We start from the raw sequence: 26,333 nt of genomic DNA, 5'->3' as shown, positions 1-26,333 counted from the left end.
ATGAAGAGCAGCCGTTTCCTCGACCGGACCACCCCGCCCCATATCATCACGCTTGTCGTCATCGCCGGCGTCGCGGCGCTGTGCATGAACCTGTTTTTGCCGTCGCTTTCGGCCATGGCGCTCTATTTCGAGATCGATTACGCGGTGATGCAATTTGCCGTGTCGGGGTATCTTGCCGCCACCGCCTTGCTGCAACTGGTCATCGGCCCGCTCTCGGATCTTTTCGGCCGCCGCCCGGTGATGCTGGCCAGCATCGCCATCATGATCGCCGCCACGCTGGTCTGCATGCTGGCGTCCGATATCACCGTCTTCATGATCGGGCGCGTGGCGCAGGCGGCCGTGGTTTCCGGCTTCGTGCTCGCCCGCGCCATCGTGCGCGACATGGTGCCGATGGAACAGGCAGCCTCGATGATCGGTTATGTGACCATGGGCATGTCCGTGGTGCCGATGGTCGGCCCCACGGTCGGCGGGTTGCTGAACGACTTCTCCGGCTGGCAGTCCAGCTTTGCGCTGCTTGCGCTTCTCGGCGCCGGCATTCTGGTGCTCGCCTGGTTCGATCTCGGTGAAACCAATCAAAGCAAGTCGGCGAGCTTTGCGCAGCAGTTCCACGCCTGGCCGGAGCTTCTGCGCTCGCCGCTGTTCTGGGGTTATGCGCTGACCTCGACCTTCTCGTCGGGCATGTTCTTTTCCTTCCTCGGTGGCGCGCCCTTCGTTGGCAGCGTGCTTTACGGGCTGACACCCGCCATGCTCGGCCTGCAGTTCTTTTTCATGGCCAGCGGTTACATGCTCGGCAATTTCGTCTCCGGCCGTTATGCCAGCCAGATCGGCATCACCCGCATGATGCTGTCGGGCAATGTCATCGCCATCGCCGGCATCGTCACGGCCATCGCGCTGATAACGGGCGGGGCCGAAAGCGCCTATGCGTTTTTCGTACCGCTTGCCCTGATCGGCGTTGGCAACGGCGTCACGCTGCCGAGTGCCAATGCCGGCATGGTCAGCGTCCAGCCGCATCTGGCAGGTTCCGCCTCCGGTCTCGGCGGCGCCATGACCATCGGCGGCGGTGCTGCCCTTTCGGTACTCGCCTCCTCGGTCCTGTCCAGGGAGGACGGAACCTGGCCACTTCTTCTGGTGATGCTGGCGACCGGCCTTGTCGCCCTTCTCACCACCTATGTCGTAAGGCTGCAGGAACAGCGGCAATGATCGTCCCTCCCCGAAAAATACCCGGTCTCGTGCCCCCTGGCCTCATATTGGCCGGCGGGCTCTCGCGGCGCATGGGCAGCAACAAGGCAATGGTGACGCTGGGCGATGCGCCGCTGCTTTCCCACGTCATCCGCCGCATCACGCCGCAAGTCTCAGACGTCACCATCAATGCCGCCGTGACAGACAAGGGCAGCTGGGCCGAGGGTTTCGGCCTGCCGCTTTTGCCAGATACGCTGAACGGCCATGCCGGGCCGCTTGCGGGCGTTCTTGCCGGCATGCGGCATTTTCGCGATCGCGAGGCCGCCGGCAGCCATTTCCTGACCGCGCCCGCCGACAGCCCGTTTTTCCCCGACGATCTCGTGGCGCGGCTTTGCGAGCACCTGTCGGATGATGCGATTGTCATCGCCGCATCCAGCGGCCAGCTTCACCCCGTCTTCGCGCTGTGGCCGGTGGCGCTCGCCGACGACCTCGAGGACTGGCTGAAGAACGATGCAAACCGCCGCATCCGTGCCTTCCTAGCCCGCCACGTCACCATCGGCGTGGCGTTCCCGCCGCTGGAAACGATCAGGGGCAGTCTTGACCCGTTCTTCAACATCAATACGCCAGACGAACTGGCCCTGGCGCGCAGCCATCTGGAGACTATGGAAACATGAGCGAGCAGAAGGTCTTCGGCATTGCCGGCTGGAAAAACTCGGGCAAGACCGGGCTTGCGGTGCGCATCGTCACCGAACTGACGGCGCGCGGCTACCGTGTCTCCACCATCAAGCACGCCCATCATGATTTCGATATCGACAAGGTCGGCGCCGATAGCTGGCGTCACCGTCAGGCGGGCGCCCACGAGGTCACCATCGTCTCCGGCACCCGCTTTGCCATCATGCATGAGTTGCGCGGTGAACCGGAGCCATCCTTCGAGGACATCCTCTCCCGCCTCGCCCCCTGCGATCTGGTGCTGATCGAAGGTTACAAATACGAGCCGGTGCCGAAGATCGAGGCGCGCCGGCTGGAAGCGATGAAAACCGAACCGCTTGCGCCGCTCGATCCGCATATCATCGCAATTGCCGCCGATCATGTGGTGGCGGATAATGCTCTGCCCGTTTTCGATCTCGATGATACCGCGAAAATTGCGGACTTTATCGAGAGGACGGTCGGGTTGGTGAAGCGGTAATTTCGTTTTGGCCTAAGGGAGGGTGACAAGCTCGCCTCACGGCGTGACGTCATCCTCGGCCCTGTGCCGAGGATCTGCCAACCTCTCATATAATTGAGACGTAGCAGATGCTCGGGACAGGCCCGAGCATGACGATCGAGAGGTTTGCGAATACTCGACCTCTCCCAGCCGCACCTACTCCAACGGCAGTGTACCTACCACCCAAAATGAAAAAGCCGGGCTCATCACCCGGCTTCATCATTCCTTGAGAACGCAATACCTATTCAAGGAAACCTGATGGGTTCACCGGCGTCGCATCCTTGCGAACTTCGAAGTGAACCTGCGGACGCTTGGCGCTGCCGGTCATGCCTGATGTGGCGATGGTCTGGCCGCGCTGAACCTTCTGGCCGCGCTGTACGTCGAGATTGGCGGCGTTGCCGTAAACCGTGACCTTGCCGTCGTCATGGCGGACCAGCACCGTGTTGCCGAGCTGCTTCAGGCCGTTGCCGGCATAGATGACCACACCGTTTTCGGCGGCCTTGATCGGCGTGCCCTCGGGAACCGAGATGTTGATGCCGTCATTGCGGCTGCCTTCGACATTGTCACCGAAATTATTGATGACGGCGCCGCGAACCGGCCAGCGATATTTGCCGATGCCGGTGGATTCCGGCGCGACGGAGGCCATATCGACCTTCTTCTCGATATCGCTGACGCTGGCCGTGGCCGGTGTGGCCGGCGCAGAGGCGGCGGGAGCAGCAGCCGGGGCCTTATAGGGCTCTGGCTTCACCGATGCGGTTTCGACGGCCTTGACTGCGGCCGCTTCCTTGGCCGGAACCGAGGCCGTCTTGATGGCATCGGTCGAAGCGCCCGGCATGGCAAGCGTCTGGCCGACACGAATGCTTTCGGTGGAAATGCCGTTGGCGGCCTTGAGTGCGGCAACCGACACACCGTTTGCACGGGCGATCTTCGCCAGGCTGTCACCCGGCTGAACCTTGTAACCACCGCTCGGCGGCAGCGGCTTGCCACCCGGAGGCGTCAGCTTGCCGGCTTCGGAGGAAAGCTTGTCACGGGCGGCGGCCTGCGACGGCAGCACGGCCACATTCCCATCCGGTGCACGCAGCGGTGTCGGCTGGTCGCCATTGCGGTTGAGAGCGATATTGCCGGCGGCATCCTTGGCGGCGTTGCGGACCTGACCGAATTTCGGAATGAGGATCGACTGGCCAGCCTGCGCCGAAGACGCGGTTTTCAGACCATTGACCCGCAGCAGTTCCTTTTCCGGCACGCCGTAGCGATTGGAAATGGTCGCAATGCTTTCGCCGGGACGCAACGTTACCGAAGACGCACCATCCGTGTGCCAGCCATTCTTGTCGGAACGAACCGTCGCGGTCGTCAGATTGTCGTTGGGAGCGGCGGCCTGCTGGGCAGGTGCAGCGAGAGACGGAGCGGCTTGCCGCTGGGCGGACGGGAAAGGCTGGGCCATGGCTTCGTTGCGGGTCGACGGATCGCGGCTTGCTACCGCCGTCGGCGCCGACAGCTCGGAGCGCTGCACCGGCGAAGCCGAAGCGCGGGCCGTGGAAGGCTGAACACCGCCATAACCACCGGATTGCTGCGGATAGGAATTGCCCGCCATGTTCTGGTTGGCATAACCGCCCTGCGGCGCGGCAGAGGCATAACCGCCATTCATGTCGCCCTGCGGAACCGGGGCCTGGCCATAAGCGCCGCCGCCCTGACGCGCTGGAATTGACGCCGTTGTCATCCGATCCGGTCCACTGGAAAAGAGGCCGCTGAACCGCGTTGCATCCGAGCTACAGCCCGTTGCGACGCTTGCCAGCAATGCCGCTGCGAACATTTTTGCGACTGATTTTCCGATTTTAGACGAATGTCTCATACGCATGACTCGATCTACACTGACGCCAACGCGCCGCATCGAGATCGATCCGGCACAAATTTCATTTCTTGCAAGGCCCATTTCCCCTGATGGGAAAAACCATGCGTCGATGTTTATGATTAAAGCGCGTTAGTGTTACCACGCCGTTAAAACGTTAAGCCGCTCAGTGCTTTTTTGACACTTCGATAACCATGACGAAAACTGGATGCGTCATGACAAGACAATAATGATATTGAAAATCAGATAGTTGCGGCAAATCAGAACATTAGAAGACAAAAATGAATTGCCTTCAAAATTTTCATTTCGTCACAAATGCCGGGCAATATGGCTGCCGAGTGGCAGATACGGCGTCTCGAACAGCTCTTCCTTCTCGAAGCGGCTGCCGGTCTTGGAGAAGCGCGTCATAACGCAGCGATCATCGTCCAGGATGATCGGCGCGATCATCATGCCGCCGGAAACGATCTGCTCGGCAAAGAAGCGCGGCATGGTGGTGAAAGCAGCGGTGGAAACAATCCGGTCGAAAGTACCCTCACCCACCAGACCATTGCTGCCATCCGCCTGGCGGATGACGACGTTGCGGATGGAAAGATCGTCGAGGCAGTTCTGCGCCTGCTGCACCAGCGTCTTGTAACGCTCCAGCGAAAAGACGCGCTCCACCCGGCGCGCAATGATCGCCGTCATGAAACCGCTGCCGGTGCCGATCTCAAGCACGCGCTGGCCGGGCTTCAGTTGCAGGCGGGCAAGGATTTTCACCGCCATATCGGCGCCTTCCATGAAGGCGCCGCAGTCGATCGGGATCGTGCGGCTGGAATAGGCGTCGGCCGCAAATTGCGGCGGCACGAATTTGGAACGCGGCGTCTGCTCAACCGCCGTCAACAGGTCGAGATCGGAAATCCCCTCGCCCCGCAGGCGGAGAACGAGAGCGGCAAAACCTTCCTTTTCGACCATGGCAGATTTCAATCGGCGACTCCGAATCCAAGCGCTTGCGCAACCCGATCCTTGACCGTGTAGTCCGTCAGGTCAAGCTTAAGCGGTGTGACCGAAATCTTGCCGTGCTTCAAAGCGTGGATATCCGTGCCCTCGCGGAAGGTGCCGAGGCGCTCGCCGAAGCGCAGCCAGTAATAAGGAAGACCACGACCATCCTGGCGTTCCTCCACCGTCAGGCCGAAATCGAGCTTGCCCTGGCCAGTGACGGACACGCCCTGCACATCCTTTGGCGCACAATTGGGGAAATTGAGGTTGAGAAAGGTGCCGTCAGGCAGATCGACATTCATCAACTTGCGCAAAAGATCCGGCGCATAGGTCTCGGCAACCTCCCACGGCACGACACGGCCTTCGCCGTGGCTGAAGGCCTGGCTGAGCGCAAAGGAACGCACGCCCTGCAACGTGCCTTCGATGGCGCCGGCAATGGTGCCGGAATAGGTCACGTCATCGGCCATGTTGGCACCGGCATTGACGCCTGACAGCACGAGGTCGGGCTTTTCCGGTAGGACTTCACGAATGCCCATGATGACGCAATCGGTCGGCGTGCCACGCAGCGCGAAATGCTTGTCGGAAACCTTGCGCAGCCGCAGTGGCTCGGAGAGCGTCAGGGAGTGTGCGAGGCCGCTCTGGTCGGTTTCCGGCGCAACGATCCAGACATCGTCGGACAGCGTGCGGGCGATACGCTCCAGCACCGCCAGCCCTTCGGCGTGGATACCGTCGTCATTGGTCAGCAAAATCCGCATATTTCTCTCTCCGCTCTTTATGTCTTCAGGGACGGAGCATCCTCTCCTCCGGCGGTGAAGTGTGCAGTTCTCTCAACGTCATCCTCGGGCCTGTCCCGAGGATCTAATCACGTCTCAATAAATCGACAGGTTGCAGATCCTCGGGACAGGCCCGAGGATGACGTCGGCGTAATTGGCAGACTCTCATTCCAATAGCACGACGCCGCGCTCTCTCAAGCCGCCTTCTCGATCCGCGTCAGACCGCCCATATACGGCAGCAGCACGTCCGGAATTGTGACGGAACCGTCGTCGTTCAGGTAATTTTCGAGAACGGCGATCAGGCAGCGGCCGACGGCGGTGCCGGAGCCGTTCAGCGTATGCACGAACTTCGTCGCCTTGTCGTCCTTGCCGCGATAACGCGCATTCATGCGCCGCGCCTGGAAATCGCTGCAGACCGAGCAGGAGGAAATCTCGCGATAGGTGTTCTGGCCGGGCAGCCACACTTCCAGATCGTAAGTCTTGCGGGCGCTGAAGCCCATATCGCCGGTGCAGAGCGTCAGGGTGCGGAAATGTAAGCCCAGACGCTTCAGCACTTCTTCGGCGCAGGCCGTCATGCGCTCATGTTCGGCAACGGCACTTTCCGCATCGGTAATGGAGACAAGCTCGCACTTCCAAAACTGGTGCTGGCGCAGCATGCCGCGCGTGTCGCGGCCAGCCGAGCCCGCTTCCGAACGGAAGGAAGGCGTGAGCGCCGTGAAGCGCAGCGGCAGTTTTTCCTGCTCGAGAATTTCGCCCGATACGAGGTTGGTCAACGTCACTTCCGCCGTCGGGATCAGCCAGCGGCCATCGGTGGTCCTGAACAGGTCCTCGGCGAATTTCGGCAATTGCCCGGTGCCGAACATCGCCTCGTCACGCACCATCAGCGGCGAAGAGACTTCGGTATAGCCGTGCTCGCGGGTGTGCAGATCGATCATGAACTGGCCGAGCGCCCGCTCCAGACGCGCCAGCTGGCTGGTCAGCACTGTGAAACGCGAACCGGAGAGCTTGGCGGCCCGCTCGAAATCCATGTAGCCAAGCGCTTCACCAATCTCGAAGTGTTCCTTGGCCGCGTGGTTCCAGCCGGGCTTCTGGCCGGTGACGCGGGTCACCACATTGTCATGCTCGTCCTTGCCGTCAGGCACATCGTCGAAGGGCATGTTCGGCAGGCGCGACAGGGCGTCGTTCAGCTCGGCGGTGACCTGACGGTCCTCCTCCTCGGCGCGCGGCATGTTTTCCTTGATGTCGGCGACTTCTGCCTTCAGTTTTTCCGCCAGTTCCATGTTCTTCTGCGCCATGGCGGCGCCGATTTCCTTGGAGGCGGCATTGCGGCGGGATTGCATGTCCTGCAGGGACTGGATGACGGAACGGCGCTTTTCATCGAGAGCGATCAGACCTGCCGCAGCGGGCTCCACGCTGCGTCTTGCAAGGGCTGCATCAAAAGCTTCGGGGTTTTCGCGTATCCATTTAATGTCGTGCATCGTCGTTCCAGACCGTTGTTGCATCGTCGCGTTTTACAGCAAAACGCCGGGCATGAACCCGGCGCGAGGATTTTTTGAGCGGTGAGACCTTCAGAAAAATCAGGTCTCTTCCAGCTCCGTGCTTTTGGATTCCGCCGCACGTTTCCTCTCCACGAGTCGAGCCATGTAGATGGAAATCTCGTAGAGAATGATCGCGGGCAGCGCAAGACCGATCTGGGACATGGGGTCCGGCGGCGTCAGCACGGCCGCGACCACAAAGGCCATGACGATGGCGAATTTGCGCTTTTCCCTGAGCCAGTCGCTGGTCAGAAGCCCGACGCGCGCCAGAAGCGTGGTGACGACCGGTAGCTGGAACACCAGGCCGAAGGACAGAACCAGCGTCATGATGAGGCTGAGATATTCCGACACCTTCGGCATCAGCGAAATCGCCACCTCGCCATCAACAGGCAATTGCTGCATGGCGAGGAAGAACCACATGACCATGGGCGTGAAGAAGAAATAAACGAGTGCCGCACCGATGAGGAACAGGATCGGCGAAGCGATCAGGAACGGCAGGAAGGCGGCGCGTTCGTTCTTGTAGAGGCCCGGCGCAACGAATTTATAGAGCTGCGAGGCGATCACCGGAAAGGAGATGACCATGGCGCCGAACATCGCGACCTTGATCTGCGTGAAGAAGAATTCCTGCGGCGCGGTGTAGATCAGCGACGATTTCGCCACATCCAGCCCCGCCCAGATGACTGCCCACTTATAGGGAATGACGAGCAGGTTGAAGAGATGCTTGGCAACGGCGAAACAGCCGATGAAGGCGATGAAGAACGCGCCGAGCGCCCAGATCAGCCGGGTACGCAACTCCATGAGGTGCTCGATAAGCGGCTGCGGCTTATCTTCGGTGTCCCCGCTCATGCTTCATCCTTTTTGGGCTTTGCAGCCTTGGTTCTCGCCGTTCTTGCCGGCTTTGCATCAGCCACCGCCACCGCCTTTTCGGCTGCGAGCTTCTTGACTGCCGCCTTTTTGGCGACGGCCTTCACGGTCGGCTTCGGGGCGGCGGGTTCGCTGGCCTTGACGGCAACGGCGGTTTCCGGCGTTGCCGCCGCCTTGCTGCGGCTCACACGTTTCGGCTTGGCGGCAACCGCTTCGGCCTCGACGGTCGCAATCGATTTCGCCCGTGCACGCTTCGGTTTCTCTGCCGCGACCGCGGCTGCGGCAACTGGAGCAGGTGCTGCGGCGACGACTGGCGGCGTATCCGGAAGTTTCATATCCGGCTCGGGAACGCTGACCAGCGGTGCAACAGGCTCACTCGTGGCCGGTGCTGCGGTGGACGACAGCCCATCGGAAGGGCTCGTCGCCTTCTGCAGATCGGACTTGATCTCGTTGCCGAGCTGGCGAAGCGGGTTCATCGCATCGCGCAGCGAGTTGGTGGGGTTGAGATTGCGGACATCGGAGATGGTCTGGCGCACATCGTCCATGTCGGCCTCTTTCAAGGCCTCATCGAACTGGGTGCGGAAATCTCCCGCCATCTTGCGAAGGCCGGCCATCGTCTTGCCGAAGGCGCGGATCATGGGCGGCAAGTCTTTCGGCCCGACAACCACGATCAAAACGACCGCAATCACCAGAAGCTCGCTCCAGCCGATATCAAACATCAATACGCTCCCGAGACCCTAGCGCCGGTCTCAAAACAAACGGCACAGGCCGCTTACTTGATCTCGTCAGCCTTGTGGTCGACAGTCTTGGCATTCGCGTTGACATCGGCCGGCGGCGGTGTCTGGTCTTCGTCAGCCATGCCCTTCTTGAAGCTCTTGATGCCCTTGGCGACATCACCCATCAATTCGGGGATCTTGCCGCGTCCGAAGAGCACGAGAACGATCACCAGCACGATGAGCCAATGCCACACACTAAAAGAACCCATAACTGCAACTCCTGAATTTCGCTTTCAGACGATGTAAGACGTTTGAAAGGCTTTTTCAAACGACAAATCGTCGCTGAGACGAGCCGTGCCCATAAACTTTTCGCGTGTATCACGCAGGCCTATGACGATATCAATCGTCGCCATCGCCACCACCCGGCGCAAGCAGGCCCAGTTCCTCCAGATCGAGCTGGGTGATCGGGTCTTCATCTTCGCGCAACTCGTCGCTCATCATCGGCAGAGGCACACCGAAATTGGAGGGGATTCGGCCCGAAAGCAGCCCCGCTCCCTTCAGTTCCTCAAGGCCCGGCAGATCGCGCAATTCCTCAAGGCCGAAATGATCCAGAAACTCCACCGTGGTGCCGATCGTCACCGGCCTGCCAGGCGTGCGCCGGCGGCCCCGGAACCGCACCCAGCCCGCCTCCATCAGTACGTCCAGCGTGCCGCGCGAGGTCTGCACACCGCGGATTTCCTCGATTTCGGCGCGTGTCACCGGTTGATGATACGCTATAATCGCCAGAACCTCCAGCGCTGCGCGTGACAGCTTCTTCGGTTCTTTCTCCTCCGTGCGGATGACGAAGGAAAGGTCGCCCGCCGTGCGGAAGGCCCATTGCCCGCCAACCTGCACGAGATTGACACCACGCTCGCCATAGGCGGCTTTCAGCCGGTGCAGGATGGCGACGACATCCATGCCGCGCGGCAGACGCTCGGCGATGAAACCGATCGAAACCGGCTCGGCCGAGGCAAAAACCAGCGCTTCTGTGATCCGCTCGGCCTCCTTCAGCTGGCGTTCAGAAAAAACAGTGGGTTCGGGAGCCGCCCCCTCTGCCACGATCATCGCCTCGCCGGTCTCATCATCATTTGTCATTATCGGTCTCCCCGGCTTGGGCTGCACGCTCGTCCCTTGTGCCCCGGCGCATATAGATGGGCTGGAAAGCCCCCTCTTGCCGGATTTGCAGCGATCCCTCGCGCACCAGCTCCAGCGAGGCGGCAAAGGCGCTGGCGATCGCCGTCACCCGCATGGCGGGATCCGGCACATATTGCAGCAGATATTGATCGAGCACCGTCCATTCACCGACATCTCCGAGGAGACTGTTGAGAAGCTCGCGCGCTTCCACCAGCGACCAGACCTGCCGTTTTTCAATGGTGACCTGGGTTATGGCCTGCCGCTGGCGCAGATTGGCGTAGGCGCTCAGGAGATCATAGAGGTTGGCCTCATAGGCCGAACGGTTGATATGTGGAATATGCTCCGGCGCACCCCGGGCAAAAACATCGCGGCCAAGCTGGGCGCGGTTGACGAGCCTTTCGGCCGCCTCGCGCATCGCTTCCAGGCGTTTCAGCCGGAAGGCCAGCGTCGCAGCCATTTCCTCACCCGAGGGGCCGTCATCCTTGGATTGTTGCGGGATCAGCAGTTTGGATTTGAGGAAGGCGAGCCAGGCCGCCATGACCAGATAATCGGCGGCCAGCTCGATGCGCACGCGCCGCGCGCTTTCAACGAATTGCAGATATTGTTCGGCAAGCGCCAGTACCGAAATGCGCGACAGATCGACCTTCTGGGTGCGGGCAAGATGCAGCAGCAGATCGAGTGGGCCTTCGAAACCCGCGACATCGATGACCAGCCCGGCCTCGCCCGTCAGCCGCTCCGGCGTCACATCCTGCCAGAGCTTGTCCATCGGCGTTGAATTGCGAGACTTGTCTGCGGCCATTGTTCCATCCGCCGGATATCCGGCCTGTGATCCCGAGTGAGCGGCCGCCCGACTGTCAGGAAACGGCCCACATGGCGTTGAATTCGGCTCTCAGCTCCGCCTCGTCGGACGGGTCGGCGGCGGGGAAACCCGCTTCCACGGCCCGCACCCGCTCCAGCGAACGGCCGGAAAGAACGGGAACCTCCTTCACGACCTGAAGCATTTCACTCATCACGCCGTTGCAATGCAAGACTATATCGCAGCCACCCGCAACAATATTCGCAGCCCGTTCGCCAAGTGTGCCCTTCAGCGCATTCATGGAACTGTCGTCGGACATCAGCAGCCCGTCAAAGCCGATGCGGCCACGGATGATTTCCTCGATCACCTTCCTCGACGTCGTCGCCGGCCGCTCGCGGTCAACGGCGTTGAACACCAGATGCGCGCTCATCGCCATCAATTCATGCTTCAGTGCCCGGAACGGCACGAAATCATGGGCGTCCAGCTCATCGAGCGGCACATCGACCACAGGCAGTTCGTGATGCGAATCGACCATGCCGCGACCATGACCCGGCATATGCTTCATGACAGGCAACATGCCGCCCGCCTTCAGCCCGTCGGCCGCCGCTTGGCCCATCTGCGCCACCATGGTCGGCGTGTAACCATAGGCACGGTTGCCGATGACGTTGCTGGCGCCTTCCACCGGCACGTCGAGCACCGGCAGACAATCGACATTGATGCCGAATTTCATCAGGTCAAAGGCATGCAGGCGTGACATCAGCCAGGCGGCGCGCAGGCCTTCCTCGCGGTCTCGCTCGTAGATTTCGCCGAGAATGCGGGCATTCGGATAGGCTTGCAGGATCGGCGGCTTGATGCGCTGAACCCGCCCGCCTTCCTGATCGATCAGCACCGGCGCGTCTGGGCGCCCGACGGCATCACGCATGGATGCGACGAGATCGCTGATCTGCTGCGGCTCGCCGATATTGCGGCCGAACAGGATGAAACCCCAGGGCTGCTCGTCGCGGTAAAGGGCGATCTCGTCGGCAGTCAGCGAAAGCCCGCTGCATCCGAGGATCATAGCTTTGCAATGGGTCATGGTGTCACGCCTGTCTGAGAACAAAAGGGGTAAGGGAAGAATGGCCTTTAGCCATCGAGACTGCGGAGAGGTCCGGTTAATTTCTCCGCGTCATCCTCGGGCTTGACCCGAGGATCCATTTCGGCGGCCGTGGATCCTCGGGTCAAGCCCGAGGATGACGTAGAGTTTGCCGGAAGGTCCGAATATGCCAAGGGCTGCCCCACTCGGCAGCCCCAATCGTTACGAAGCCAGATCGGCCGTTATCAGCGTGCCACCAGGCAGCTGCCACCGGCCGAGCGGAACTTCTCGCACAGCGCCACGGCTTCGTTCTTGTCGCCGGCCGGGATGCGGACGCGATAGAACGTGCCCTTGCCGGCGATTTCGGCAGCCTTGATGTCGACGCCGCGTCCACCGATGACCGAGCCGAACTTGGTCGACATGTTCTGGTAGGACTTCTGGGCTTCGGCCTGGCTCGGCAGCGACGCGATCTGGATATAATAACCACCGGCAGACGGCGTGCTGGTCGCAGCCGGTGTTGCGGCTGCCGTCTGCTGCTGTGCAGCCTGCGGCTGGGCAGGAGCGGTCGTCGCCGGGCGGACATTGCCCTGGTTGGTCACCGTTGCCACCACATTGGCGGGCTGCGAGGACGGACGTGCCGCCGGAAGCGGTGCTGCCGATTGCGTAGACGGCTTGGCGGCGGCAGGCGTGTTGGCCTGCGGCTGAGCCTGCTCCGGCGCCACCGGAACCCGCGAAGCGGCGATGACGGCAGGAGCGCCCTCACCCGGCTTGGCGGTCTGCGGTGCGGCAAGCTCGGCAACCTTATCGGCCTTGGGCGGCTGGGCAGCCGGTGCGTCGACTTCCTGCGCCACCAGCGTACCGTCAGGCTTGACGATCATGGTACGGACCTTGCGCGGCGAAACGCCTGTCGCACCAGCGCCTTCGTTCTGGGCGGCCTTTTCTTCCGGCGAAAGCAGGCGCGGATCTTCGGTCTCACCAACCGGCGTGCCGGCTGCTTCCATATCCGCGTCGTTTTCGCCCTCCAGCGGCAATTGTTCGGGGATCAGCGTGCGCTGGACCACGTCAACCGGCTGTTCGTTGCTGGAGATCAGCGCCGGCTGCTTAGGATCGGCAGCACTGCCGCCGGCCACGCGGTCATAAACCGCCTTGTCCTGATTTGGTACGACGCGGCCGCCTGGATTTTCCGGCACGACCTTCATCGGATCATTGTCTGCCGAGATGATGACGGGCGCGCCATTCGAGCCGGTGCCAGACGAACCGCCCGACATCAGCGCATAAACGCCGCCGCCGATCAGCACCAGACCGATTGCTGCGGCAACCGGCATGATCCAGCGACGACCGCCACCTTCATCCTCATCGCGATAAGCCGCTTGAGGGTTGACATAGGTGTCTTCAGCTTCGCGCGGCGTGTTGCCACGGGAGGCAGCGGCCTCCTGCATCGAGCGGCGGAAGTCTTCTTCCAGAGCCCGTTCAAATTCGTCAGCCTCTTCCGGTGCCTGAACAGGACGCGCCTGAGCCGCACCGCGATTTTCCGCATGCTTGTGACGGTCAAGACCACCGGCAACGGCGGGAGCAAACAGCGTCGCAAGCTCGGTATCGATATCGAGATCTTCCTCGTGACGGCGAGCTGCGGGCTTGGGTTCAAAAACGCCAACTGGCAGCTCCGGTACATCCATCTCGACGATGGTTTCCGGATGCTCTTCCGTCTCGCCGATCTGCGAAGGATCGAAAGGCAGGCTTTCCAGCGTCTGCGGCACGGCCGGCTGCGCGGCAACAGGGCGCGGCTGAACCGGAGCGGCGGCGACCGGCGCTGCGGCGATCGGAGCGGCGGCAACAACGGGCGCGGGGCGCGGCGCAGGCGCAGGCTCGTGCCTCACCGGCTGCGCCGCAACAGCGGCAACCGGCGCAGAAGGCTGCGGACGCACGGGCTGCGGTGCGGGTGCAACCTCAGCTTCGGCGATTTCGGACAGATCCAGATCAAGGTCGAGATCATCGAGCGCAAGCTCGAAATCATCATCATTGAAGCCGGCGAAATCCGTGAAATCCGGTTCCTCGATGGGCGACGCGGGTACAGCGGCAGCAACCGGTGCCGCCTTCGCGGGCGCTGCGGCAACCACAGGCGGCTCGACTTTCGCAATCTGAGCAACGGGCTCGGACTTGACGAGCGGTGGCTCACCACGCTCGGGAATGGAATATTGGGCAACGCCGTAAATCAGCTCGTCCATCGGCGAGAGATCTTTCGCTGCCGGTCTCTCGGCAATTGCCGGCGCCAGCGGTTCTGCGGCAGGCGTGAATACCTCGGCGACCGACTGCGCAAAGGATGGCACGGCCTCTTCGGCATGAACAACGGCAGGAACGGGCGCGGCCTGCGGCTCGATCCGGGCCGCAGCGATTTGCTGTTCGGAACGCGGCTCTACCCGTCGCGGATCGACCGCCGAGACATCGCGGCGCGCGCCAAAATTGGCGAGCGGCAGCCTCAGGCTGGAAAATTCCAGCGAGGAACGGCCATGCGAAGGAGGACGGACCGAAACCGGCGCGGGCGTTTCTTCCGCAACGGCAATCTCCACCTCGTCAGCGAGATCGAAAGCCTGCGGCTCCGGCGCATAGGCGTAAGCATCGGAAGAAATATTGCTGGAAACATCGGCCGGGAGTTCCGGCATGGTGTGCCATTCAGGCTGGGACGGCTCGATCGCCTGCGGCTCTTCCCATGCCACCTGTGGGGCGAATTGGGGAGCGGCCTGCTGGTAGACGACCGGCTCGGCGGCGCGCGGCTGGCGCGAATGCACATCGAAAACTTCCGCCACCGCACCGGCGTCATCGCGGAAATCCGCGCGAATATCCTGCTGCCCGGATGTTTCGACGTAATTGTGAATATAGGCCTGATCGACCTCGGGAAGCGGCTCCTGCCTCACCTGCGGCTGCGGCGCGGGTTTGGCCATCGGCTCGGGCTCGCGGCGGGCGAAAACCTCCTCGACGCGCTGCATGAAGTCGGTGGGGTGGATGCCGGCACGAACATCGTTCGCCGGATCAAGAACGACCGGATCGGCGTGGGGGGCATCGTAAACCTCGAATTCACGAAGCAGCTCGTCTTCGAGATTGAATTCGGGTTCGCGGCGGACGACCGGCGATGCAGCGCGTTGCTGGACCTCGGAACCCGCATGCGAAGGACGATCTTCAAAGCCGACGATACGCGCCAGTTCTGCCAGAGGATCGTTGTCAGCGAAGCCTTCGGACCGGGCGTCCCGGTTATACGCGACATTTTTTTCGACCATTACGTGTTCCACCATCTACGCATTGCAGCTCTTGCCAGCGTATTGTGAGCAAATAATGGTGATATGTTATCGCATTTCGTCAGGTGCGTCCGCTCCTAAAAGCGTAAGGCCGGACTTCAAAACATTCGCGACAGCATTCACCAGCCCAAGTCTGGCAATGCTCAATTCTCGGTTTTTATCGTTAATAAAACGTAATTCCTGATGGTCTTTACCCTTGTTCCAGTGTCCATGGAAGGAACCGGCGAGATCATAGAGGTAAAAAGCAAGCCTGTGCGGCTCATGCGAAAGGGCCGCGGATTCGATCAGACGCGGATATTCGGCGAGCTTCGCGACCAGCTGCAACTCGTTGATATCGCTAATTAAAGAAACAGACGCCACCATGTCTTCGGCAGACGGCGCAAGGCCCGGAAACGCCTCCTGCGCCTGACGAAAGATCGACTTGCAGCGGGCATGCGCATATTGCACGTAAAAGACCGGATTATCCTTAGATTGTTCGGTCACTTTCGCGAAATCGAAGTCCAGCGGCTCAGAATTCTTCCGATAGAGCATCATGAATCGCACGGGATCGCGACCCACTTCGTCGACAACATCGCGCAGCGTCACGAAGTCGCCGGAGCGTTTCGACATCTTCACCGGCTCGCCGTCACGGAACAGCTTGACGAGCTGGCAGAGCAGAACCGTCAGCTTCGACTTACCTTCGGAGACGGCGCGCGCGACGGCTTCCAGCCGCTTGACGTAACCGCCATGGTCGGCGCCGAGCACATAGATCATCTCGGAAAAACCACGGTCAAACTTGTTCTTGAAGTAAGCGACGTCGGCGGCGAAATAGGTGTAGGAACCATCCGACTTCATCAGCGCGCGGTCCATGTCGTCGCCCACTTCCGTGGAACGAAACAGCGTCTGCTCGCGATCTTCCCAGTCGTCAGGCAATTCGCCCTTCGGCGGCGGCAGGGTGCCCTTGTAGACATGGCCCTTGAAGGTGAGATCGTTGATCGCCGAAAGGATCGGGCCGCCATTGCCCTCATGCAGCGTGCGCTCCGAGAAGAACACGTCGTGCCGCACATTGAGCAGCGCCAGATCCTCGCGGATCATCGCCATCATCGCGTCGATTGCCTTGTCCTTAACGATAGGCATCCACTTTTCTTCCGGCATGGCACGCAGCTTGATGCCAAATTCATCCGCCAGCGCCTGGCCGACCGGAACGAGATAGTCACCGGGGTAGAGACCGGACGGAATGGTGCCGATATCCTCACCCAGCGCCTCGCGGTAACGCAGGAAGACGGAACGGGCCAGCACGTCGATCTGCGAGCCGGCATCGTTGATGTAATATTCCTTGGTGACGCCGTAACCTGCGAATGCGAGCAGGTTCGCCAGCGTGTCGCCCACGACAGCACCACGGCAATGGCCGACATGCATCGGACCGGTCGGGTTGGCGGAGACATATTCGACATTGATCTTCTGGCCGGCGCCGACGGTGGAGCGACCGAAATCGATGCCCTGCCCGATCATGCCGGCAAGAAGCCGCTGCCAGTAACCGACGGAAACCTTGAGATTGATGAAACCGGGACCCGCGACATTGACGCTGTCGACATCGCCATCGGCCTGAAGGGCCGGCGCGATGAGCTCGGCAAGCGCGCGCGGATTGGTGCCGAGCGGCTTCGCAAGCACCATGGCTGCATTGGTTGCGACATCGCCATGGCTGAGATCACGCGGGGATTCGACGGTAATTCGACTGAAATCGACCTTTTCGCGGTTCTCTTTAACGAGATCGAGGGTCTCGAGCGCGTTTTTGATCCTGGTATCGAAATCAGCAAAAATGTTCATCGTTCCAACCTGCGCGAAGGGCTTCTGTTTAGTCCGGCCATCATAACCGGGTCGGCTTCGCGGTTGCCCGCTGCCCTATCGCAAATCGGGGGTGTGGTCAAACAGCCGCTGGTGGGCGCGCAGTGCATAACTGTCGGTCATGCCAGCCAGATAGTCGCCCACATGCCGGGCCTTGGCGGCCACGCTCATGCCGGAAATGCTGTCCACCCAGTAGTGGCTCTGCATCTCCGCCGGCGTTTCCATATAACGGTGGAAAAGATCGGTGACGATCTGCGTGGCACCGGCGCGGATGCGCATGATTTCCGGATGCCGGTAGATATGGCCGAACAATAGCTTCTTGATCTGCCGGTCGGTTTCAGCCATCTCGGGCGAAAATGTCGCGACGGTGAAATCGGCGGCGCGAATATCGGCAGCACTCTGCGGCTTCAGCCGGGCGAGATTCTGCTGCGCTACGCCAATCACGTCTTCCACCATATGGGTAATCTGCCGCCGCATGATCTCGTTGGCGAAACGCTCCTTGTCGAGCACGGGATATTTGCCCCGCACCTGCGCCATCAGCCCGCTCAGGAATGGCACCTCCTCCAGCATCTCGAAGGTGAGATAACCGGCGCGCAGACCGTCATCTATATCGTGGGTATTATAAGCGATGTCGTCGGCAATCGCCGCCACCTGCGCCTCGAGGCTGGCATAGCTGCCGATCTCAAGATCCTGCAACTCGCAATATTCGAGGATGGGCAGCGGAACCGGCCCCTTTATCCCCTCGCCATTGGCATTCACCAGCGGGCCATTGTGTTTGACGAGGCCTTCCAGCGTCTCCCAGGTCAGGTTGATGCCGTCATATTCGGCATAACGACGCTCCAGCTTGGTGACGATACGCAGTGACTGCGCATTGTGGTCAAACCCGCCATAGGGCAACAGCACCGCATCGAGCGCGTCTTCGCCGGTATGGCCAAAGGGCGTGTGGCCGAAATCATGCACCAGAGCCACGCCTTCGGCCAGATCCTCATCCAGCTTCAGCGCACGGGCGAGAGCGCGGGCGATCTGCGCCACCTCGATGGTATGGGTAAGCCGCGTGCGGTAGTGATCGCCGTCAGGGCTGATGAAGACCTGCGTCTTATGTTTCAGGCGGCGAAAGGCGGTCGTATGCACGATGCGGTCCCGGTCACGCTGGAATTCGGAACGCGTCAGGCTTCCCTCTTCGGGAAAAAGACGCCCGCGCGTCGTCCATGGATCCGAGGCGAAAACCGCCCTCTCCCCACTTCCGAAACCCAATGCGCGCTGGTCTATGATCATGCATCCACCTGTTGTCTTCTCCGGCCGGGGCTTCCTTTTCGCCTCGGCCATTGACCTTTTCATTCACCCTTCATACCTATCGCAGAGGTCAGCGCAAAGCATCATCGCCGCGTTGACCGCCTTCAACAGGCTATAGACCGTTAATTTGACCGGTTTATAATGGTGAGAACGAGATTATTGCTCTCCGGTTCTTGACCCCGGCAGGAGAAACGACATGGAAAACAGCGACATTACCCTTTCGGAAGCAGCGGCCAAGCGAATCGCGCAGATCGTCGCCGCCGATGCCGGCAAACAGGCGCTGCGCGTCTCTGTGGAAGGCGGCGGCTGCTCGGGCTTCTCCTACAAGTTCGATCTGGCCGAAGACAAAGCCGATGACGACATCGTGATCGCCCGCGGCGACGCCAGGGTGCTGATCGACAGCATGTCGGTCATCTACATGGCCGGCTCCGAAATCGACTTCGTCGACAATCTGCTCGGGCAGTCGTTCCAGATCAAGAACCCGAATGCGGTGGCAAGCTGCGGCTGCGGCACGAGCTTTTCTATTTGAGTGGGAAATACCGGCGCGCAATCCGCATGCCAGTCACCAAGCTTTGAAGTAACTCGCATCTCTCTCCTCTCCTCATTCCTGTGCTTGTCACAGGAATCCAGTCAACGTGCGTCTGCGCGGCGGGAAGAGTCCTTTCAGCCCAAGGACTTGGGGCTGGCTGGATTCCTGTGACAAGCACAGGAATGAGGGAGGAGAAACACAGCGACCCCGCCCGCCCGGCGTCTATCCACCACATACGCACCGGCACCTTCCAAAAACGGTGGCAATCGCATTTGCATCGGGTAAAAGTACCCCCACAAAAGGGAAACTCCGATGAAGATTGCCACCTGGAACATCAACGGCGTCAAGGCGCGTATCGAAAACCTCTGCCAGTGGCTGAAGGATTCCTCGCCTGACATCGCCTGCCTTCAGGAAATCAAGTCGGTTGACGAGGGCTTTCCCCGGCTGGAGCTGGAGGCGCTCGGTTATCACGTCGAGACCCACGGCCAGAAGGGTTTCAACGGCGTCGCCCTCCTCTCAAAGGTCAGGCCGGACGAGGTCAATCGTGGCCTGCCCGGCGATGATGCCGATGAGCAGGCCCGTTTCATCGAAGGCGTGTTTTCCGTCGAAGGTGGAGTAATCCGCGTCTGCTCGCTTTACCTGCCGAACGGCAATCCGCCTGATGATCCGGTCAAATATCCTTACAAGCTTGCCTGGATGGAGCGCCTGCGGCGCTTTGCGGAAGATCGCCTTGCCCTGGAAGAGCCGCTGATCCTCGCCGGCGACTACAACGTCATCCCCGAGCCCTTTGATTGCCACGACCCACGCGTGTGGGAAGGCGACGCCCTGTTCCTGCCGAAGACCCGGGCGGCCTTCCGCAAACTGGAAAATCTCGGCTTCACTGACGCCGCGCGTGCGACGACCGACGCGGCAGGACTTTATTCCTTCTGGGATTATCAGGCCGGCGCATGGCCGAAAAACAACGGCATCCGCATCGATCATCTGATGCTGTCAGCGGAAGCGGCCGACAGGCTGCAATCGGTCGAGATCGAAAAACATGTGCGGGCTTGGGAAAAACCGTCCGACCATGTGCCGGTCTGCGGTTATTTCGATTTCAGTCCGATCGGCTGACCCAATTCTATCGGGCGGATGAAACCGTCCCGATCGGCACTCTCAATCCGGCCCATTCTCAATCCGGATCGTTGAACTGCATGTTCTGCGCCATGGCGATGGCGGCGCGGCGATCATTTTCGCCGGCGAGAGAAAATGCCTGCTCCTGCAGGTTCTGGATCCAGGTACAGTCCACCGCCGTGCACTTGTCGAGCGCCGCCGTCATGAAGGCCAGCCCCTGCGTCGTCTGGCCTTCCTGGAAGATCAGATTGCCGAAAATCGACATGGCGCCGGCATGGCCGTGCTTGCGGGCCTGGTTGAGCCACTTCTTGGCCTGCTGCACATCGGCGCGGCCACCCTCGCCCGCAAGAATCATCTCCGCCAGCCGGAACTGCGCTTCAGCTACGCCAAAGGTGGAAGCCACCTGGAAATAAAGCTGTCGGGCCTGCGAAAGGTCCATTTTGACAGGGCTGCCGGGAATGCCGTGACGATAATAATCGGCGAGGGAAAGAAGGGCGTTGACGAAGAAGCCGGTATCTTCCGAACCCGGTTCCACACCCTGGCTGGCGATTTCGCTGTAGATCTTGAAAGCTTCCAGATCGTTCTTGGCGACGCCATCGCCATAGGCATACATATTGGCAAGCGCCCAGCGCGAGCCGGTATGGCCCTTTTCCGCGGCGTAACGGTAGGCCTCGACGGCTTCACCCTTGTTGCCGTTCTTGTAGGCCTTGAAGCCGAACTTGAACAGGTCAAAGGGGCCGGATTCCTTCGTCACGCCCGCATTAATGTCAAAAGCCAGCACCGGCATTGCGAGCGACGCAAGCAACATGCCCATGAGGAGCGGCTTTATAACGTTGGCTTCACATTTCAGCATTTCGGCGAACTTCTCTCACTCTTCCCGGCATATAGCCAATACTTGCGGAATACTGCAAAGCCGAACCCCGCCGGGTCGCGATTTTTCGAACACACTGCGTCTTTCCGGCAGCACTTTCCAGCGCACCACCGGTGGTCTCATGCGGCAATTGCCCTAATTTTCCAGTGAGACAGATATAGGCATAATTTCCGGCAACATAACGGCATTCCGTTATCCGCCGCTCAGCGCCAAACAAGAAAGCCGGGCGAAATTCCCGTATTACTTGCTTAAACGCTGAATCCAAACCCGTTTTCACTTTCCGCAACTCCGCAGGCCCACATCAAACGCCTGCATGTTCTTTCATTCCCGCGCCCTTAAACATAAGCCAAGCACCCTGTTTGTGGCGGGAAATGGACAGATATGCTCACATTCCAACGCCCGCACACGCTTGCAGAAAAGTGTTGCCAAATCGTCACAAAACTTTCGGGCTAGAAAAAATTATCGGGCAGGAATCATAGTCGGACATGAAAAAAGGCCCGGTTGGTAAACCGGGCCTTTATTTTAGAACAAGCGAAAGGATTGGATCAGAACTTGACCTTCACACCGGTCGAGATCGCTGCCACGAGGTCGTTGCCGAAGTCGTAGCCTGCCTCGTTGCCGCAGGTGAAGCCCGCGCCGCAGGGGCCGCCGTTGATCGAAGACTTACCCGATGTCAGCAGACCAAGCGCACCCGCAATCTTGAACTCGATGTTCTTGTTGGGCGAATAGACAACCTGCGTGCCGAGGGTCCAGGTATCGGTCTGCGTGCCGATAACCGTAGAAGTTCCACGATCCCAGGTCAGGCTGACCGCGCCGCTCCACTGTTCGTTGAACTTGTGACCAACGCCGCCGGAAATCGTCCAGCCGTCGCGATAGAAAAGGTCAAGCGTGTTCAGCGTGTCCGCGCCACTTGGAACGCAGGGCGACGTGCCGACCGCGCAGAAAGGAATGACCTGAATCTGGCTCCAGTCCGTCCACTTGACCGAACCGAAAGCAAGCCAGTCCGGCGCAATACCGGATTGCACCTTGAGCTCGATACTGTCTGGCATGGAAACGGAGCCATAGATCGGCACGAGCTTGCCGCCGTATTTCGCCAGCGTCGGAGATATGGACGGCGGCGTCTGGGGGATCGCTCTGACATCGGCAAAGCCGGTCAAATCGTGATCGACAGCGCTGTTATAAACGAGGCTGGCACGGAACGCGATCTCGGGAATCTCATAGGCCATGCCGGCGCGCCAGCCCCAGCCGTTACCTTCCATTTCCAGTTTGCCGACGCCGCTGAAGCTGGACCAGGCCGGATTGAGGCCCAGAACCGCCGGCCCGAGAACCTGACGATATTTATAGCCGCTCAATTCCTGATAGAAGCCACCGCCGATGATCGAGAAGTCACCCTTGCCAAGATCGAATTTCACCCGGCAGGTGGTGGCGTAATTGTGCGACTTGACCTTGGTTTCGATATTGTAGCTCGATCCCTGCCAGATGCCGGGATTGAGATGCGCGCCCCATGGCTGCGAATAGTCGAACATGCAGTCGCCGAAATCACCGATTGCCGCCTTGGCACCGATACGGGTCGACCAGAAGTTTTCGGAATCATCTGCGCTGTTCGACCACGACGCGGGCAAAGGACCGCTTTTCAGCGGATTGTCGCGCGCATTCTCCACCTTGCGCTGCGGAGCGACAAAGGTTGCGGAACTGTCGAGAACATAATCGGAAGGATCGAACAGCAGGTCGATATTGTAACCGCCGCGCTCAAGCCCCCCGGCCAGTGAAGGCGTTACCGCCGCGATGCTGACTGCGAAACATACCGCGCCGCGAAAAATTGCAGTTTTTGCCATCTCTCTCCCCAATCAAGGCAATGTGATCATCAAAAGAGTGAAGCGCTTCGTGGCAAATGACAATCTGCCGCAGAGTGGCACAGTTCTGCGACACTTCTCCATTTTTTACGTAAGAATTTTACGCGTATGCCATTAAATAGTCATTTTAGGTTATTTTTCTAACCTATATGGGTGTATCCGTCATAAAACGGAACAAACGCCTACAGCCGACGGGAATTGTCGCCAAATAACCACAGTGGAAAGTTTCCCGGAAAAACACGCTTATCGGGCCGTTTTTATTGGTTTTTTTCGATCATCGGCGATCATTTCCACCGCTTCACCCTTGAAATCGTCCTGCCGCGCACCCACGACGATTCGACGCTGCAGCGCAATATTCCGGACCTGGCAAAACGCAAAAGCGCCCCGTTGATACGGAGCGCTTTCGTTCATTCTCGTCGTGAATGATGTCGCAGATTACCCGGCTTCACTCACCCGCGTGAGAGCCGTTCTCAGACTTGCCAGCTGAACATCCAGCTCCGCCTTGCGCTCGCGCTCCGCAGCCACGACTTCCGGATCGGCATTGGCCACGAACTTCTCGTTCGACAGCTTTTTGTCGATACGTTCCATTTCCGCATCCACCTTGCCGATCGCCTTTTCCAGCCGAGCCTGTTCGGCCGCAAGATCGACGAGATTGCCAAGCGGCAGGCAGACGGTCGCCTCGCCGACGATGATCTGCGCGGAACCCTTCGGCGCGACATCGCCGCCACGGATTTCATCCGCCCGCGCCAGGCGCCGGATGGCGGCGGCGTGGCGGTCAAGCCGCGCTTCGGTGGAGGTGTTGGCACCAACGACGACCAGCGAGGCGGTGGCGCCCGGCGGCACGTTCATTTCGGCACGCGCGGAGCGGATGCCGGAGACGAGATCGATCAGCCAGTTGATTTCGGCAGCCGCCGCATCGTCGCGGAATTCCGGTTCCGGCCAGTCGGTGAGGCAAAGCAAGTCGTCCCGCTCCTCACCCTCGCCGGCCGTATGCGCCCACAGCTCTTCGGTCATGAAGGGCATGAAGGGATGCAGGAGCTTGTAGATCTCCTCCAGAACATAGGCTGCGCAGGCCTGGGATTCCCGCTTCGCCTCTTCGTCGTCGCCGCTGAAGACAGGCTTCAGCAGTTCCAGATACCAGTCGCAGAACTGGTTCCAGACGAAACGATAGAGGATGCCGGAGGCATCGTTGAAGCGGAAATTCTCAAGCGCCGCCGTCACGTCGCGCGCCGTATTGGCAAGCTCGGTCAGAATCCAGCGGTTGATGGTGAGCGACGCGGTTTCGGCCAGGAAATGCGGATCGCGCTTCACGCCGTTCATCTCGGCAAAACGTGTGGCATTCCAGAGCTTGGTGCCGAAGTTGCGATAACCGGCGATACGCGCCGGATCGAGCTTCACGTCGCGTCCCTGCGCCGCCATGATGGCGAGCGTGAAACGCAGCGCATCGGCACCATATTCGTCGATCAGCTCCAGCGGATCGATGACGTTGCCCTTGGACTTCGACATCTTCTGGCCGTTCTTGTCGCGAACCAGCGCGTGGATATAGACCGTGCTGAAGGGTTCGACCGGATTGCCGGCGTCGTCCTTCATGAAATGCAGGCCCATCTGCATCATCCTCACCACCCAGAACGGGATGATGTCGAAGCCGGTGACCAGCACATTGGTCGGATAATAGCGCGCCAGTTCCGGCGTCTGCTCGGGCCAACCAAGCGTCGAGAACGGCCAGAGCGCCGACGAGAACCAGGTATCGAGCACGTCTTCATCGCGCGTCAGGATTTCGCCCGGTGCGAAGTTCTCGAGCTTCTCTTCAACCCAGGCCTTCCACGGACCTTCATGGGCGATGTAATGCTGGATGGCCGCCTGCAGCGCCTCTTCCTCGGTCTTTTCAACAAAGACCTGCCCGTCCGGGCCGTACCATGCCGGAATCTGGTGTCCCCACCACAATTGCCGCGAAATGCACCAGGGCTGGATGTTTTCCATCCACTGGAAGTAGGTGTTTTCCCAGTTCTTCGGCACGAAATTGGTGCGGCCTTCGCGCACTGAGGCGATTGCCGGCTGTGCGAGCGTCTTGTTGTCCACCCACCACTGGTCGGTCAGCCGCGGCTCGATCGGCACGCCGCCGCGGTCACCATGCGGCACCACATGCCTGTGCGGCTCGATCTTGTCGAGCAGCCCGGCTTCCTCGAAGATTTCGACGATGATCTTGCGGGCGGTAAAGCGGTCCTGCCCCTCCAGACGATCCCATGCGCCATGCAGGGCTGCCGGATGATTGAGGCCTTCGAGGAAATCCTCGTTGTCCTTGATGGAGATCGTACCATCGATATTCATGACGTTGATGGCGCGCAGGCCGCAACGCTTGCCGACTTCGAAATCGTTGAAGTCATGCGCAGGCGTGATCTTCACCGCACCCGTACCGGCCGTCGGATCGGCATAATCATCGGCAACGATCGGGATCTTGCGGCCGACGATCGGCAGGATGACATGCTTGCCGACGATGCCCTTGTAACGCTCGTCTTCCGGGTTCACCGCAACGCCGGTATCGCCGAGCATGGTTTCCGGACGCGTCGTGGCGACGACGATGTAATCGCGCGTTTCGAACTCGGTGGGCGTGCCGTCGGCATCAAACGCGACGGGGTACTCATAGGTCACGCCCTTTTCCAGCGGATAGCGGAAATGCCAGAGGTTACCCTTGACCTCGATCTGTTCGACTTCCATGTCGGAAATCGCAGTCTGGAGCTTGGGGTCCCAGTTGACCAGGCGCTTGGCCTTGTAAATCAGGTTCTGCTTGTAGAGCGTGACGAAGACTTCGAGAACGGCCTCGGACAGACCTTCATCCATGGTGAAGCGCTCACGCGACCAGTCGCAGGAGGCGCCGAGACGTTTCAGCTGGTTGAAGATCAGACCGCCGGATTCGGCTTTCCATTCCCAGACCTTCTCCACGAAGGCCTCGCGGCCCATCTCGCGGCGGCCCGGCAGCTGGTTTTCCATCAGCTTGCGCTCGACGACCATCTGCGTGGCGATGCCGGCATGGTCCATGCCCGGCTGCCACAACACGTCCTTGCCGCGCATGCGCTCGAAGCGGACCAATATATCCTGCAACGTGTTGTTGAGTGCGTGGCCCATATGCAGGGAGCCGGTCACATTCGGCGGCGGGATGACGATGGTGAAGGTTTCCGCGCCCGGCTTGGCGTTGGCGCCGGCACGAAAAGCATCAGCCTCGTCCCAGGCTTTGGCGATCTTCGGTTCGACGGATGCGGAATCGTAGGTCTTTTCGAGCATTTCCTGACCTGAATTTTAGAGTTCTTGTGTGGATTTTTTAAATAAGGATGGACGGGAGAGAGTCAACAGAAACCAACCCGGGCGCCAACCATTGAGTGGACCCACGGATGACTATGCCCCGATAACACCTTCATCTTCAACAAAAAAGCCG

The 26,333-nt window shown here is 60.3% G+C and carries 23 protein-coding genes; 6 read left to right on the top strand and 17 right to left on the bottom strand.

Annotation, left to right across the window (positions count from 1 at the left end; all coding sequences use genetic code 11):
- The 3 genes from O8B93_RS18090 to mobB are packed head-to-tail and all read left to right on the top strand — an operon-like array spanning position 1 to position 2,365.
- Positions 1-1,200, top strand: coding sequence for a multidrug effflux MFS transporter (locus O8B93_RS18090; RefSeq protein ID WP_269711314.1), 1,200 nt, complete (start codon positions 1-3; stop codon positions 1,198-1,200).
- Positions 1,197-1,853: a molybdenum cofactor guanylyltransferase MobA gene (gene mobA / locus O8B93_RS18085; RefSeq protein WP_269711312.1), complete on the top strand. Its 657-nt coding sequence runs from the start codon at positions 1,197-1,199 to the stop codon at positions 1,851-1,853. The genes O8B93_RS18090 and mobA overlap by 4 nt, the downstream gene beginning before the upstream one ends.
- Positions 1,850-2,365, top strand: coding sequence for a molybdopterin-guanine dinucleotide biosynthesis protein B (gene mobB, locus O8B93_RS18080; RefSeq protein WP_269711311.1), 516 nt, complete (start codon positions 1,850-1,852; stop codon positions 2,363-2,365). The genes mobA and mobB overlap by 4 nt, the downstream gene beginning before the upstream one ends.
- Positions 2,366-2,624: 259 nt before the next feature.
- Here the strand turns inward: mobB and O8B93_RS18075 are convergent, their stop codons facing one another.
- The 13 genes from O8B93_RS18075 to O8B93_RS18015 form a co-directional block, all read right to left on the bottom strand.
- The gene (locus O8B93_RS18075; protein ID WP_269711310.1) at positions 2,625-4,193 is read right to left on the bottom strand and encodes a peptidoglycan DD-metalloendopeptidase family protein; all 1,569 of its coding nucleotides are present in this window, start codon (positions 4,191-4,193) and stop codon (positions 2,625-2,627) included.
- Between the two features lie 345 nt (positions 4,194-4,538).
- On the bottom strand, positions 4,539-5,192 hold the full coding sequence (locus O8B93_RS18070) for a protein-L-isoaspartate(D-aspartate) O-methyltransferase (RefSeq protein WP_269711308.1): 654 nt from the start codon (positions 5,190-5,192) through the stop codon (positions 4,539-4,541).
- On the bottom strand, positions 5,189-5,959 hold the full coding sequence (gene surE, locus O8B93_RS18065) for a 5'/3'-nucleotidase SurE (RefSeq protein WP_045023902.1): 771 nt from the start codon (positions 5,957-5,959) through the stop codon (positions 5,189-5,191). Before surE ends, O8B93_RS18070 begins: the two co-directional genes overlap by 4 nt.
- A gap of 212 nt (positions 5,960-6,171) precedes the next feature.
- Positions 6,172-7,455, bottom strand: coding sequence for a serine--tRNA ligase (gene serS, locus O8B93_RS18060; protein ID WP_269711307.1), 1,284 nt, complete (start codon positions 7,453-7,455; stop codon positions 6,172-6,174).
- A gap of 99 nt (positions 7,456-7,554) precedes the next feature.
- The gene (tatC, locus tag O8B93_RS18055; RefSeq protein ID WP_269711306.1) at positions 7,555-8,358 is read right to left on the bottom strand and encodes a twin-arginine translocase subunit TatC; all 804 of its coding nucleotides are present in this window, start codon (positions 8,356-8,358) and stop codon (positions 7,555-7,557) included.
- Positions 8,355-9,095, bottom strand: a complete 741-nt coding sequence (tatB, locus tag O8B93_RS18050; RefSeq protein ID WP_269711304.1) for a Sec-independent protein translocase protein TatB — start codon at positions 9,093-9,095, stop codon at positions 8,355-8,357. Before tatB ends, tatC begins: the two co-directional genes overlap by 4 nt.
- A 53-nt stretch (positions 9,096-9,148) precedes the next feature.
- Positions 9,149-9,361 (bottom strand): twin-arginine translocase TatA/TatE family subunit, encoded by a 213-nt coding sequence (locus O8B93_RS18045; RefSeq protein WP_269711302.1) that lies wholly within the window; start codon positions 9,359-9,361, stop codon positions 9,149-9,151.
- Positions 9,362-9,491: 130 nt separating this feature from the next.
- On the bottom strand, positions 9,492-10,226 hold the full coding sequence (gene scpB / locus O8B93_RS18040; RefSeq protein WP_269711301.1) for an SMC-Scp complex subunit ScpB: 735 nt from the start codon (positions 10,224-10,226) through the stop codon (positions 9,492-9,494).
- Positions 10,216-11,064, bottom strand: coding sequence for a segregation and condensation protein A (locus O8B93_RS18035; protein ID WP_142840015.1), 849 nt, complete (start codon positions 11,062-11,064; stop codon positions 10,216-10,218). The genes scpB and O8B93_RS18035 overlap by 11 nt, the downstream gene beginning before the upstream one ends.
- Before the next feature lie 55 nt (positions 11,065-11,119).
- On the bottom strand, positions 11,120-12,136 hold the full coding sequence (gene nagZ / locus O8B93_RS18030; protein WP_269711300.1) for a beta-N-acetylhexosaminidase: 1,017 nt from the start codon (positions 12,134-12,136) through the stop codon (positions 11,120-11,122).
- 242 nt (positions 12,137-12,378) lie between these two features.
- Positions 12,379-15,405 carry an SPOR domain-containing protein gene (locus tag O8B93_RS18025; RefSeq protein WP_269711298.1) on the bottom strand — a complete coding sequence of 1,009 codons (3,027 nt, stop codon included), beginning with the start codon at positions 15,403-15,405 and terminating at the stop codon, positions 12,379-12,381.
- 66 nt (positions 15,406-15,471) lie between these two features.
- The gene (gene argS, locus O8B93_RS18020) at positions 15,472-17,229 is read right to left on the bottom strand and encodes an arginine--tRNA ligase (protein WP_269711297.1); all 1,758 of its coding nucleotides are present in this window, start codon (positions 17,227-17,229) and stop codon (positions 15,472-15,474) included.
- A 75-nt stretch (positions 17,230-17,304) separates the two neighbouring features.
- Positions 17,305-18,522, bottom strand: a complete 1,218-nt coding sequence (locus tag O8B93_RS18015) for a deoxyguanosinetriphosphate triphosphohydrolase (protein ID WP_269711296.1) — start codon at positions 18,520-18,522, stop codon at positions 17,305-17,307.
- Positions 18,523-18,736: 214 nt separating this feature from the next.
- Between O8B93_RS18015 and erpA the strand changes: the two genes are divergently transcribed.
- Positions 18,737-19,069 (top strand): iron-sulfur cluster insertion protein ErpA, encoded by a 333-nt coding sequence (gene erpA / locus O8B93_RS18010; RefSeq protein WP_269711295.1) that lies wholly within the window; start codon positions 18,737-18,739, stop codon positions 19,067-19,069.
- Between the two features lie 312 nt (positions 19,070-19,381).
- On the top strand, positions 19,382-20,179 hold the full coding sequence (gene xth, locus O8B93_RS18005) for an exodeoxyribonuclease III (protein WP_269711293.1): 798 nt from the start codon (positions 19,382-19,384) through the stop codon (positions 20,177-20,179).
- Positions 20,180-20,237: 58 nt separating this feature from the next.
- On the opposite strand, the gene exoR is transcribed toward xth, so the two are convergent.
- The 3 genes from exoR to O8B93_RS17990 form a co-directional block, all read right to left on the bottom strand.
- Positions 20,238-21,032 (bottom strand): exopolysaccharide production regulator ExoR, encoded by a 795-nt coding sequence (gene exoR, locus O8B93_RS18000; RefSeq protein WP_269711292.1) that lies wholly within the window; start codon positions 21,030-21,032, stop codon positions 20,238-20,240.
- The gene (locus O8B93_RS17995; protein WP_269711291.1) at positions 21,019-21,327 is read right to left on the bottom strand and encodes a hypothetical protein; all 309 of its coding nucleotides are present in this window, start codon (positions 21,325-21,327) and stop codon (positions 21,019-21,021) included. The genes exoR and O8B93_RS17995 overlap by 14 nt, the downstream gene beginning before the upstream one ends.
- Before the next feature lie 268 nt (positions 21,328-21,595).
- Positions 21,596-22,885 carry an OmpP1/FadL family transporter gene (locus O8B93_RS17990; protein ID WP_269711290.1) on the bottom strand — a complete coding sequence of 430 codons (1,290 nt, stop codon included), beginning with the start codon at positions 22,883-22,885 and terminating at the stop codon, positions 21,596-21,598.
- A 216-nt stretch (positions 22,886-23,101) separates the two neighbouring features.
- Here O8B93_RS17990 and O8B93_RS17985 point away from each other — a divergent pair, with 216 nt between their 5' ends.
- Complete coding sequence (locus tag O8B93_RS17985) at positions 23,102-23,329, top strand: hypothetical protein (RefSeq protein ID WP_269711289.1); 228 nt, start codon at positions 23,102-23,104, stop codon at positions 23,327-23,329.
- A gap of 9 nt (positions 23,330-23,338) precedes the next feature.
- Here the strand turns inward: O8B93_RS17985 and O8B93_RS17980 are convergent, their stop codons facing one another.
- Positions 23,339-26,182: a valine--tRNA ligase gene (locus O8B93_RS17980; protein ID WP_269711288.1), complete on the bottom strand. Its 2,844-nt coding sequence runs from the start codon at positions 26,180-26,182 to the stop codon at positions 23,339-23,341.
- Between the last annotated feature and the right edge of the window lie 151 nt (positions 26,183-26,333).

This window comes from Martinezella rhizogenes (genome assembly GCF_027460065.1).
Classification (GTDB): Bacteria; Pseudomonadota; Alphaproteobacteria; order Rhizobiales; family Rhizobiaceae; genus Agrobacterium; species Agrobacterium rhizogenes_C.
This window is presented reverse-complemented; position numbering and strand designations above follow the sequence as displayed.